Consider the following 12,384-nt stretch of genomic DNA (forward strand, 5'->3'; position numbering starts at 1 on the left):
GGATAAAGATAATAAAATGGCTATAAAAAAACATTTGGCAGTTTCAAGTTTATTGGGTGCAAGTTTTGCAGCCCTGGGCCAAAACTCCTTTATTGTTGAAGATTTAAAAATTGAAGGTTTGCAACGTGTAGCACTTGGTGCAGCACTAACGCATGTTCCTATCAATGTGGGCGATAACGTTGATGACTATACGATTTCAAAAACAATAAAGTCACTTTATCGTTCAGGTCACTTTGACAACATCAAAGCGTTACGCGATGGTAATAACGTTATTTTTAAAGTGACTGAGCGTCCTACTATTAGCTTTATTGAGTTTGAAGGCAATAAAGATATAAAAGACGAGCAGCTTAACGAATCGCTCGATCAGCAAGATATTCGCCAAGGTGAACCGCTTGATAAAACCGTTATCGATAATATCGAAAAAGGGTTGGTTGAGTTTTTCCACAGTATTGGTAAATACAATGCCACCGTTGATATTAGCGTAACTAAGCTGCCGCGTAACCGTGTAAAGCTTAAGCTAGAATTTGACGAAGGCGAAGCCGCCTCTATTCGTCAAATCAACTTAGTGGGTAACGAATTATTCTCTAACGAAGAGCTTTTAAAGCTTGCTGAATCGCAACAAGATTTACCGTGGTGGCAGTTTATGGGTAGCGACCGTTACCAAAAACAAACCATTGAAGGCGATTTAGAAAAAATTCGCAGCTTTTACTTAGACCGCGGTTACTTACGTTTTAATATAGATTCTACGCAAGTATCAGTAAGTCCTGAGCGCGAATCTGTGTATGTAACTGCTAACTTAACAGAAGGTGTTAAGTACACAGTTAAAGGTTTTGACTTTATCGGTGATTTACTTGGCCGAGAAGAGCTAATCAAAAGCGTTATCCCGCTTCGCGCCGGCGAGCTTTACAATGGCTCAGTGGTGACCTCATCTGAAGAGTTTATCAAAAGCTACTTAGCGCGCTTTGGTTATGCCAATGCCGAAGTACGCACAATTCCAGAAATTGATGATGAAAAACAAGAAGTGCAACTTACGCTGTCGGTAAATCCGGGCAAGCGTGTGTACGTACGTCGTATCATCGTTGGTGGTAACCAAAATACAGCTGATGAAGTACTTCGCCGCGAAATGACACAACTTGAAGGTGCGTGGTTATCTAATCAAAATCTTGAGCGCTCAAAGCTGCAAATTCAACGTTTACCGTACATGGAAACTGTTGATTTTAACGTAGTACCAGTACCGGGTGTAGATGACCAAGTAGACGTAGACTTTACAGTAAAAGAGCAATCGGCCGGTAGTTTTAACGCGGGCTTAGCGTATGGCTCATACGCAGGCCTTCAGTTTAATATTGGTGTGACCGAATCTAACTTTTTAGGTACGGGTAATCAAATTGGCTTAAACTTAAATACCTCTACTGGCTCTGAAAGCATTAGCTTGTCGTACACCGACCCTTACTTTACGCCAGATGGTGTATCGCAAGGCAGCAGTATTTTTTACAACAACTACGATGCCAGTAAGTTTAGCTTGGTAGATTATAAATCAACAAGTTACGGTATTGGTACCAATATTGGCTTCCCAATTGATGCGGTAAACCGTGTTAACTTTGGCGTACGTTGGATTCAAGAAGAACTTTCAGAAATTGCCGAGTACGAACAAACACGTGTACTACGCGAAACCTTCTTAGATGAAGAAAACCCAGATGCTGGCTTTGACTTTACTAAATATGAGCTAAGCGTTGGTTGGTCGCGTATCACAGTTAACCGCGGTTTATTCCCAACAGCGGGTTCGCGCCAAACATTAAATTTAACAGCCACAACGCCTAACTCTGACCTTCAGTATTTTAAACTGAACTACGATTCGCGTTTTTACTGGCCAATATCTAATGACCACCGTTGGGTGTTCTCAACACGAGCAGCGCTTGGTTACGGTAATGGTTATGGGTCAACCAATGGTTATGAACAAACCCTGCCATTCCAAGAGTTCTTCCGTATAACGGAAATGGAACTACGTGGCTTTGACCGTAATACTATACTGCCGCGTGCTGTATCACGTGTTCCTTTATCAATCCCTGGTACGCCAGGTGCTGATGGTACTACAACCGGTAGCATCGGTGGCTCTGATGAGTTTGATATTTTAGTACCGCAAGGGCGTATTGGTGGTAATGCAAAAGCGGTTGCAGGTATGGAGCTCATTGTACCTACGCCGTTCTTAGATGAAGAAAATACCAGCTCTGTACGTACCAGTTTCTTTGTAGATGCTGCCAACGTATGGGATACTGAATTTAACGTTGACCGTTTCCAAAACTTAGCGCCAGATGAGCGTGCTAAGTTAGATGATTACTCTGATCCAATGCGCTTTAGGGTATCAACCGGTTTATCTTTACAATGGATCTCTCCAATGGGTCCAATGCTGATTAGTTTTGCGTATCCATTGCAAAAAGAAGAAGATGACGATACAAAGACCATCAGCTTTAATATTAGTAACACTTTCTAAAGGAGTTTTTTGTGAAAAAATTATTTAAATCAACAGCAGTAGCCGTGTTAGCAACATTGATGATGGGCACCTCTGCAAGTGCATTTGCCCACAAAGTAGGCATTGTTGATATGCAAGAGATCTACAAGCAAATTCCTCAAATGGCTAAAATTGAGCAGTCTTTACAAACTGAGTTTGCTGAGCGTCGTCAAGAGCTTGAAAAACTACAAGGCGACATTCGCTTTGAAGCAGAAAAATTTAAGCGTGAAAGCACTACAATGAGCCAAGCTCAAAAAGATGCACTACGTGATAAAATTCAAGGCATGCAACAAAACCTTGCTGAAAAAGGTCGTCCTTTAGAGCAAGAAATCAAAGCACGTCAAAACCAAGAACTTGCTAAAGTTCAGGGTTTAATTATTAAAACAATTGAAGAAATTGCTAAAGATGGCGACTTCGATGAAGTTAAAGTTAAAGACACTACTATTTACTTTAACCCTAAAGAAGTAACTGATCTTTCAAGCAAAGTTGTATCAGCAGTTAGTAAGAAATAATCACTCTATGCAAAATTATACGCTTTCGCACATTGCGGAACTTCTAGGCGCCGAACTTCAAGGTGATGGCGCTTTAGAAATTACAAAAATAGCTACACTTGCAAATGCCCGTTCTGGGCATATTGCATTTTTAGCGAACTCAAAATATCGTACGCAGCTTGAAACCACACAAGCCAGCGCAGTGATTCTTAGCGAAGCTGATGCACCGTATTTTAGTGGCGCAAAAATCATTGTTGGAAATCCGTATGTGAGCTACGCAAAGCTTGCACAATTTATGGATACAACCCCGCAAGCGGCGCAGCAAGGTATACACGCTAGTGCGACTATTCACCCAAATGCAACGGTAAGCACAAGTGCTGCCATTGGCGCAAATGTTGTTATAGAAGCCGGTGCTGTAATTGGTGATAACGCACAAATTGGTCCGAACAGTTTCATCGGTGAACGTGTTAAAATAGGCTCTGGCACAAAGCTTTGGCCGAGTGTGACTATTTATCACGATGTTGAAATTGGCGCTGATTGTTTATTTCAAGCAAACAGTGTGGTTGGCAGTGACGGATTTGGCTATGCAAACGAGCGCGGGCAGTGGGTTAAAATTCCTCAGCTAGGCTCTGTGATTATCGGCGACAAGGTAGAAGTGGGCGCAAGCACAACAATTGACCGCGGCGCACTCGATAACACGATTATTCATAGTAATGTGATCATCGATAACCAATGTCAAATAGCACACAACGTTGAAGTTAACTCGGGTACTGCAATTGCAGGCTGTACTGTACTAGCAGGTAGTGTAACCATTGGTAAAAACTGCCAAATAGGTGGCATGACCGCAATTAATGGTCACATGTCAGTATGTGATGGTGTTATAATTACCGGCATGAGTATGGTGACTAAATCGATCACCGAGCCGGGTATTTACTCATCTGGTATGCCCCATACAACTAATAAAGAATGGCGTAAATCAATTGCCCACTTGCGTAATCTTTCAGACATGAAATCACGTCTCAAAGCGCTTGAAGCATTGGCTAAGTCATAACGTTGAACACTAATAAGGATGCTATTTTGGCAAACGAATTAAATAGCCTTGATATTCAAGAAATTTTAAGTTTATTACCACACCGCTACCCGATGCTTTTAATTGATCGTGTAATTGACTTTACGCCTGGCGAGTCACTTCATGCGATTAAAAATGTATCGGTTAACGAGCCTATTTTTACTGGCCACTTTCCAAATCAGCCAATTTTCCCTGGTGTGCTAATATTAGAAGCCATGGCGCAAGCCACCGGTTTATTAGGATTTAAAACAGTAGAAAACCGTAGCGATAACGAGCTTTACTTATTTGCTGCAGTAGATAACGCACGTTTTAAACAGCCAGTTATACCGGGCGATACAATGCATTTGCATGTAGAGTTTTTAAAAGAGCGTCGCAATATATGGAAATTTGCCGCTGAAGCAAGAGTCGACGGCAAGGTTGTATGTAGTGCCGAAATTATGTGTGCGAGAAGAGAGTTTTAATAGTGATCCATTCTACAGCAATAATCGAACCTGGCGCTAAACTAGGCAACAATGTCTCAGTTGGTCCATATAGCTATATTGGCAATGATGTTGTGATCGGTGATGACTGTATTATTGAGTCTCACGTTGTTATTAAAGGGCCATCTACTATTGGCTCTGGCAATCATATTTTTCAATTTGCGTCAGTAGGCGAAGCCTGCCAAGACAAAAAATATAACAACGAACCAACCACTCTTATTATGGGCGATAACAACGTTATACGTGAGTGTGCAACCATTCACCGTGGTACTATTCAAGACCAAGGTGTGACTAAAATTGGTAGCAATAACTTATTTATGGCGTATACCCACGTTGCTCACGATGCCGTAATTGGTAATAACGTTATATTTGCTAATAACGCAAGCGTTGCAGGGCACGTGCATGTAGGCGATTGGGTTATTTTAGGTGGTAACTCAGGTGTGCATCAATTTTGTAAAATTGGTGAACACGCATTTATTGGCATGTACTCAGGTGTTAATAAAGACGTACCGCCATTTGTAACCACCATTGGTATGCCAGCAGGCCCTGCAGCGACCAATAAAGAAGGTATGAAGCGTCGTGGCTTTGAAAGCGACGAAATTATGGCCGTACGCCGTGCTTATAAAGCGTTTTATCGTAAGAGCTTAAGTGTGGACGAAGCAATTGCCTCACTAAATGAAGATGCCGCTAAGTACCCTGCAGTACAAACCATGATTGATTTTGTGAAAAGCTCTGAGCGCGGTATCGTAAGATAAACGCCTTATGCTTTTTAAAAAAACCACCTAAGAGTAATCGACGGTGGTTTTTTATTGCCTATAAAATATTTTAATTCAGTACACACTCAGCCACGTAAGGTTAACCTTTGCGCGAATTTTTATAATTAAAGCGCATCTATGTCTTTTACTAAGTTAATTTTTACCCTCAGTTTTTTATCAATTTTAGCTGCGTGTAGCAGCCAACCTATAGTTACCTCTACTAATGGCGAGCGTACTCAGTTAGGTAAAGCCTCTTATTACGCTAATAAATACCATGGTCGCACAACAGCAAACGGCGAAACATTTAGCCAAAACGCATCCACTGCTGCGCATTTAGAATTACCCTTTGGTACAAAAGTGAAGGTTACAAACTTGGCAAATAACAAATCGGTGATCGTGCGAATAAACGATAGAGGCCCGTACGTTAGAGGGCGGGTTATTGATTTATCGTTAGGTATGTTTAAAAAAATTGCCGACCCTAAAGTCGGCGTTATAGATGTATCAATCAGCGTATTAGAACCGAGTAGTTAAGGCAACATAATCGGTATATGTTTCGCTAAGCTCTTTATGAGTGCCTTGCGCTACAAGGCTGCCATTTTCTAGCCAAATAATGTTATCCATTTGCGCTAAAAGAGCAGGGTCGTGGGTAATGGTAAGTACGCTTGCGTTACTCATTACCTGCATAATAGCGCTCATTACCGTTTGCTTAGATTGGTTATCAAGCCCTTCTGTAGGCTCATCAAGGACTAAAATAGCTGGGTTTTGTAATAAAGCTTGCGCAATGGCTATGCGCCTTGATTGGCCTTGAGAAACACTTCTCCCACCTGTGCCTAAACGGGTTTTTAATCCATCTTGTAGCTCATTAAACCAAGGTTTTAGCTGTGCAAGGTTAATGGCTTCAAGCATTTCTTCTTTTGTGGCGCTTGGCTTTGCATAGCGTAAGTTTTCACTTAATGTGCCATCAAAAATATGATGCTGCTGCGCGAGTATATTAATAACGCTTGCGCGGGTGTTGCTGCTTAGTGCGTGGAGTTCTTCTGCGTTATTTTCATCGCTTAGCCTAATACTGCCTTGCTGCACTGGCCATAACCCTGTGAGTAAATTAACCAAGGTGCTTTTACCACTGCCGCTTCTGCCTACAATCGCTACTTTTTGCTGTGCTTTAAGGGTAAAGCTGATATTAGTTAAAGCACTGTGCTCCTGGTATTTATAGCCAATGTTATTAAGCGCCAAAGTTGTATTGTTTTTATCAAACTGCATCTCAATTAACTCAGCGCTATTAGCTTCTTGCGCTGTGACTTTATCTTCCAGTGTAAATAGCCGCTCAGCGGCTTTGAGTACAGTGGGCAGCTCTATAAATGCATTTGGCAACAGCAATACAGTTTCAAAGCTTGCTAATACAAATAGGCTTAACATAGCAAGCTCAACATTTACCATAGCGCCGCTGTAAACCAAAGGCACAATAGTGACTATGGCGCCAAGCATAGCTAGCTGCACAACCAGCAAACTTAAACCGTCGCTATTTGCGAGTGCTTTATGGCGACTATAAAGTTGTTGGTTATATTGCTCATTTAGTTCATTACATTTTGAAATTTGCCCAGCACGTGCCTGATAAATACTCAGCTCTCTAAGGCCGGTTAGGGTGTCAGAAAGCTCAGCTCTAAGTTGTGCACTGAGCTGTGTTTCTTTATGGCTATTTTTATTTAATTTAGCACTTAACAGCGCAGGTAAAACAACACCAATTAATAAAATGCCTATAAAACAAATAAGCGCAACATTGGCGTTATAAGCCGCCATAAACACCATAATTATGGGCACACTCAACAGCGCTACCAGCATTGGCAGTAATATGTTTAAGTAAAACTTATCAAGCGCATCCACGTCATTTTGTAAGCGGTTAACTAAATCGGCGCTGCGGCTCATTGCTAAATCTACATTGTTTAGCTTACTTAGCGTGGCAAACATATTAACGCGTATTTCACTAAGTAATAAAAACGTCGCGTTATGTGTTACTAAGCGCTCACCATAGCGTGATGCAGTTCGTACAATCGCTAAAAATCGAATGGTTCCTGCAGGTGTAAAGTAATTCATTTGTACGCCTGCGATACCCGCTGCCGCCATTGAGGCTAAAAACCACCCCGATATAGCTAATAAGCCCACGTTTGCAAGTACCGTTAGCGTTGCTAAAAAAGTACCCAGTAGCATGGCTTTATAATGCGGGCGGCAAAGCTTTAATAGCCTTATAAAATTAGTCATTGTTTGCTCCTTGCGCTTGTAAATTAAGGAGTGATTTAAATGCGCCTTGTTGTTGCTCAAGTTGGCTGTAAGTACCTTGCTGTGCTATTTCGCCATTTTGCATAACAAGGATATTGCTTGCGTTTTTGACTGTATTTAGCCGGTGGGCAATGACCAACACTAAGTGGTTTTTAGCGTAATTATTTATAGCCTGCTGAATAAGCTGCTCGGTTTGGCTATCAAGGTGGGCTGTCGGTTCGTCAAGCACTAAAATAGGCTCTTGTTTTAAAAACGCCCGCGCGAGGGCTATACGCTGCTTTTGACCGCCAGAGAGCCCTTCACCTTGCTCACCTATCAGGGTGTCGAACCCATTCTCTAACGTCTTTATAAAATCTAAGGCGCCCGCTTGGTGTGCGGCTTGCTCAAGCTCTAGTTGCGTAGCGGCTGGCTTGGCTATTTTTATGTTATCGCTAATGCTTTGGTAAAAAAGCGTTGGGGTTTGTGGGATCCACGCAATTGCGTTTTGTAATGTGCTAATGCTTGTAGCATCAAGTGGTTTATTATTAATGCTTATTTGTTCAATCACCTGCGGATGAAACCCTAATAAACAATCAAATAAAGTACTTTTACCTGAGCCACTAGCACCTACTACTGCCACTAATCCTTTAGCGGGTAGCGTAAGGTTTATATTTTTTATGCCTTCGTTACTGTTTGGGTAGGTAAAGTTTAAGTTGTTTATGTTTATTGAGCTTATATGCTCCTCAAACTTTGTTTCATGTTGCTGTGATTGCTCAGGAAGTGGGGCATTTAAAATAGTGACCATATCGGCCGCTGCGCTTATACCTTGCAAGCGGGCATGGTAGTGGCTGCCTAATTGGCGCAGTGGTAAGTAAAATTCTGGGGCAAGTAGTAAAACAACAAAGCCGGTTGCAAAATCAAGCGTGCCAAAAAACAGTCTAAAACCAATGATTACCGCCACCAGCGCCACACTAATTGTGGCTAAAAATTCCAGCGCAAATGATGATAAAAAGGCAATTTTTAACACACCGAGTGTAGCGTGCCTAAAGTCATCAGAAATTTTGGCTATTTGTTTAAGCTCTTTTTGTGTTGCGTTAAACAATTTAAGTTGTGTTAAACCTTGTACGCGGTCAAAAAAGTAATTACCTAGTACGGCTAGTTGCTGCCATCTTTTTTGATTTAACGCCTCGGCCTTTGAGCCCACCAAAATCATAAAAAACGGAATAAGCGGGGCGGTTAATAAAAATATTAAGCCTGCTTTATAGTCGGTTGGAAAAATAACCAGCAATATTGCCAGCGGAATAAGCGCGCTATAAGTAACGCCAGGCAAGTATTTAGCGAAGTAGTCGTGTAGTGCTTCAACGCCATCGTGCACGGTGTTGAGCGTGGCTCCTTGGCCGTGTTGTTCAATATAACTTGGGCCAAGTTGCGTTAATTTGGTTAATAAGGTTTGGCGCATAGCCGACTTTATTTTAAGTGCCGCATAAGCACTGAGCCTTTCACTGATAGCTAAAAACAGGGCTCTGAGTAAAATAATACCCGCAAGTGGCCAAAGTAAATGGGTTACTTGGTTAAGGCTTGCACCTTCAAACATAACGTTATGAATAGTTTGTGCCAGTAAATAGGCACCTGCAATCATTAAAATAGCGTTAAATGTGCCCAGTGCAATACTTAACTTTAGCCATGCACCCGCAGGCTTACTTTGCCGTTTTAAAAAAGCGCGCAGAGATTGCTGCTGCGCGCGATTTGGTCGGGGATTAGTCGTCATCTTTTGTGTTGTTAGCTTCGTTTAGTAAATCGTGCATCGGTTGTTCATCATCAGCTATGCTGTTTTTATTTTGATGAAACTCGTACCACATTACATTTATAACACCTAAGGTACAGGCTAAAAGTACACCTAAAATCCAAGCGAAATACCACATAATTTAGTCTCCTTAGTAGCTACCGTGCGTGTTGTTTTCAATTTCGTCTACCGTTACTCTGCGCCACATTTTTACGTAACACCAGGTGGTGTAGGCCAAAATTAACGGAATAAATATAACAACAGCAACAAACATAATATTAAGCGTTCTGTGGCTCGACACCGCATCCCAAATAGTTAAGCTAATATCTGGGTTATTAACAGATGGCATAATAAATGGGAACAGCGACACACCCGCCGTCATAATAACGCCAATTAACATAATGCTGGTTGAAATAAGCCCTAGCGCCGGCTTGTTTAGTTTAGAGAACAGTAAAGCACTGAGTGCCATAACAAAGCCTAAAATAGGGAAGGTCATTGTCCATGGGCGCTCGCTGTAATTATTAAGCCACGCACCTTGCGCTGTGCTTACAACTTTTGCCAACGGATCTGCATGGCTTTGTGTATCAGGCATAGAAACAATTTGGTAGCCATTTATGTTTGCTACCCAAAAACCAGCAGCCGCAAACAGTACAATAAATACCACTAATGCGTAGCGGCCATATTGCGCTGAGCGCTCTGCAACGGCATCTGCTGTGCGCAGTTGTAGCCACATGCCTGCATGGGCAATTAACATGGTGATACTAATTAAACCTGCCAGTAGGCCAAATGGGTTGAGTAAGCCAAAAAACGAGCCTTGGTAACTTACACGCAGTAAGTTATCAATATTAAACGGTACACCTAAAAATAAGTTACCAAATGCCACACCAAATACTAAAGCCGGAATGGCGCTGCCTGCAAATAGGCCCCAATCCCAGTTATTACGCCAGCGTTTAGAGTCTATTTTTGAGCGGTAATCAAAACCTAAAGGTCTAAAAAATAACGCAAACAATACCAGCATCATGGCAAAGTAAAAGCCCGAAAATGCAGCGGCATACACCATAGGCCACGCTGCAAATAAAGCGCCGCCTGCGGTAATAAACCATACTTGGTTACCGTCCCAGTGGGCGCCAATGGTGTTTATTACCGTGCGGCGCTCTGAGTCTGTTTTACCAACTAGGCGAAGCAGCATCGCTACGCCCATATCCATGCCATCGGTAATTGCAAAGCCTATTAGTAGTACGCCAATGAGCAACCACCACAGCATTTTTAATGTTTCATAATCAAAAATCATAATTGCTCTCCTGCGTCTTTATCTGCTTTGTTTGGTAACTCAAAGTGATACTTACCTGTATGTAACGAGCTTGGGCCTTGTTTAATAAAGCGCACCATTAACCAACCTTCTACAATAGCAAGGCCAGTGTAAAAAATAATAAACCCAGTTAAGCTAATTAAAATATCGTTTACCGTCAGTGACGAGGTCGCTAAAAAGGTCGGTAATATTTCTGATATAGCCCAAGGCTGGCGACCATATTCGGCAACGATCCAACCAAATTCTATTGCAATCCATGGAAGTGGAATACTTAATACTGCAGCCCACAGTAGCCAACGTTTTTGCTCAATAATACGGTGTGCGTTGTAATAAAATGCCAATACAAACACGGCCAGCATAGCTACACCACAGGCCACCATAATCCTAAACGACCAAAACATAGGCCCCACTTTAGGGAACGAGTCTTTAACTGCCATTTGAATGTGCTCTTCTGTGGCATCTACCACATTGGGGGTATAGCGCTTAAGCAGCAAGCCATAACCTAAATCGGCTTTAAGAGAATCAAATTTAGCTATGTTTTCTTCGCTGTCATCGCCATTTCTTAGCTTTTGGAGGTATTCGTACGCTATCATGCCGTTACGAATGCGTACCTCGTGTTTTTTCTCTAAATCAGAAATACCAATAACTTGCTCATCTAAAGAGCGGGTAGCAATAATACCCAGTGCGTAAGGTATTTTTACTGCTGCATGAGTTACCTGCTCATCTGAGTCAGGAAAACCAAGCGCGGTAAACGCAGCGGGTGCTTCTTCGGTATGCCATTCAGCTTCTATAGTGGCAAGTTTTACTTTTTGAACTTCGCCTACTTCGTAGCCTGATTCGTCACCTAATAAAATGACACACAATATGGATGCTAAACCAAAGCCCGATGCCACCGAGAACGAGCGCTTAGCAAAGGCTAAATCGCGACCTTTTAATATGTACCAACTACTAATGCCCAGTACAAACATAGAAGCGGCTACGTAACCTGCCGATACCGTATGAATAAACTTAACCTGCGCCACAGGGTTAAATACAAGCTCTGCAAAGCTGGTCATTTCCATGCGCATGGTTTGATAATTAAACTCTGCCCCTACTGGGTTTTGCATCCACCCGTTAGCTATTAATATCCACAGCGCCGACATATTAGTACCTAGCGCCATTAAAAATGTAGCGCCCAAATGTTGGCGTTTAGTTAACCTATCCCAGCCTAAAAAGAACATACCCACAAAGGTCGACTCTAAAAAGAACGCCATTAAGCCTTCAATAGCGAGCGGGGCGCCAAATACATCGCCTACGTAATGCGAGTAATAAGACCAGTTAGTACCAAACTCAAACTCCATGGTCAGGCCCGTTGCCACCCCAATAGCAAAGTTAATACCAAACAATTTTCCCCAAAACTTAGTCATATCACGATAAATTTCGCGACCGGTCATAACATAAACCGATTCCATAATAACTAAAATCCAGGTCATACCTATGGTTAAAGGTACGAATAAGAAATGGAAGAGTGCGGTAACAGCAAACTGCAATCGCGATAGATCCACAAAGGTTTCATCTATCATTTTTGGCTCCTTGAGGGTGACGGGTTAACAAGGCAATTAATAATTGGCAAAGTTAAAATTAATGAACTTTCAGTAATTACTGAAAGTTTGGAATATTATTTACGTTTGCACAATTTTTGTCAATAAACATATTAGAAAAAGTTAATATATATTCACCATGCTACATCAGTATGAAAT

At 41.9% G+C, this 12,384-nt stretch carries 11 protein-coding genes; 6 read left to right on the forward strand and 5 right to left on the reverse strand.

The genetic code is table 11. The annotated features are described in order from the left end of the window. Window positions 1-16: 16 nt before the first annotated feature. The 6 genes from bamA (at window position 17) to PSI06_RS04255 (ending at window position 5,831) form a co-directional block, all read left to right on the forward strand. On the forward strand, window positions 17-2,488 hold the full coding sequence (bamA, locus tag PSI06_RS04230; protein ID WP_024033814.1) for an outer membrane protein assembly factor BamA: 2,472 nt from the start codon (window positions 17-19) through the stop codon (window positions 2,486-2,488). An 11-nt stretch (window positions 2,489-2,499) separates the two neighbouring features. Beyond that, on the forward strand, window positions 2,500-3,018 hold the full coding sequence (locus tag PSI06_RS04235) for an OmpH family outer membrane protein (protein ID WP_004586927.1): 519 nt from the start codon (window positions 2,500-2,502) through the stop codon (window positions 3,016-3,018). 7 nt (window positions 3,019-3,025) lie between these two features. After that, window positions 3,026-4,048: a UDP-3-O-(3-hydroxymyristoyl)glucosamine N-acyltransferase gene (lpxD, locus tag PSI06_RS04240; protein ID WP_004586928.1), complete on the forward strand. Its 1,023-nt coding sequence runs from the start codon at window positions 3,026-3,028 to the stop codon at window positions 4,046-4,048. Window positions 4,049-4,074: 26 nt separating this feature from the next. Continuing rightward, window positions 4,075-4,527 carry a 3-hydroxyacyl-ACP dehydratase FabZ gene (fabZ, locus tag PSI06_RS04245; RefSeq protein ID WP_004586929.1) on the forward strand — a complete coding sequence of 151 codons (453 nt, stop codon included), beginning with the start codon at window positions 4,075-4,077 and terminating at the stop codon, window positions 4,525-4,527. Window positions 4,528-4,529: 2 nt separating this feature from the next. Continuing rightward, window positions 4,530-5,300 carry an acyl-ACP--UDP-N-acetylglucosamine O-acyltransferase gene (gene lpxA, locus PSI06_RS04250; RefSeq protein ID WP_004586930.1) on the forward strand — a complete coding sequence of 257 codons (771 nt, stop codon included), beginning with the start codon at window positions 4,530-4,532 and terminating at the stop codon, window positions 5,298-5,300. Between the two features lie 138 nt (window positions 5,301-5,438). Next, window positions 5,439-5,831, forward strand: a complete 393-nt coding sequence (locus PSI06_RS04255) for a septal ring lytic transglycosylase RlpA family protein (RefSeq protein ID WP_004586931.1) — start codon at window positions 5,439-5,441, stop codon at window positions 5,829-5,831. Here PSI06_RS04255 and cydC read toward each other — a convergent pair. From cydC to PSI06_RS04280, 5 genes are read right to left on the reverse strand one after another with little or no spacing between them, the layout of a single operon-like run. Beyond that, the gene (gene cydC, locus PSI06_RS04260) at window positions 5,814-7,556 is read right to left on the reverse strand and encodes a thiol reductant ABC exporter subunit CydC (RefSeq protein ID WP_004586932.1); all 1,743 of its coding nucleotides are present in this window, start codon (window positions 7,554-7,556) and stop codon (window positions 5,814-5,816) included. The genes PSI06_RS04255 and cydC overlap by 18 nt on opposite strands. Then, window positions 7,549-9,321 carry a thiol reductant ABC exporter subunit CydD gene (gene cydD, locus PSI06_RS04265; protein WP_273603199.1) on the reverse strand — a complete coding sequence of 591 codons (1,773 nt, stop codon included), beginning with the start codon at window positions 9,319-9,321 and terminating at the stop codon, window positions 7,549-7,551. Before cydD ends, cydC begins: the two co-directional genes overlap by 8 nt. After that, window positions 9,311-9,475 (reverse strand): cytochrome bd-I oxidase subunit CydX, encoded by a 165-nt coding sequence (gene cydX / locus PSI06_RS04270; protein WP_004586934.1) that lies wholly within the window; start codon window positions 9,473-9,475, stop codon window positions 9,311-9,313. The genes cydD and cydX overlap by 11 nt, the downstream gene beginning before the upstream one ends. Window positions 9,476-9,487: 12 nt before the next feature. Continuing rightward, on the reverse strand, window positions 9,488-10,627 hold the full coding sequence (cydB, locus tag PSI06_RS04275) for a cytochrome d ubiquinol oxidase subunit II (RefSeq protein ID WP_024033821.1): 1,140 nt from the start codon (window positions 10,625-10,627) through the stop codon (window positions 9,488-9,490). Further along, a complete protein-coding gene (locus PSI06_RS04280) occupies window positions 10,624-12,207 on the reverse strand; it encodes a cytochrome ubiquinol oxidase subunit I (protein WP_004586936.1) in 1,584 nt (527 codons plus the stop codon). Before PSI06_RS04280 ends, cydB begins: the two co-directional genes overlap by 4 nt. Window positions 12,208-12,384: the final 177 nt, after the last annotated feature.

It is taken from the genome of Pseudoalteromonas sp. GABNS16E (assembly GCF_028598715.1).
Lineage (GTDB): Bacteria > Pseudomonadota > Gammaproteobacteria > Enterobacterales > Alteromonadaceae > Pseudoalteromonas > Pseudoalteromonas atlantica.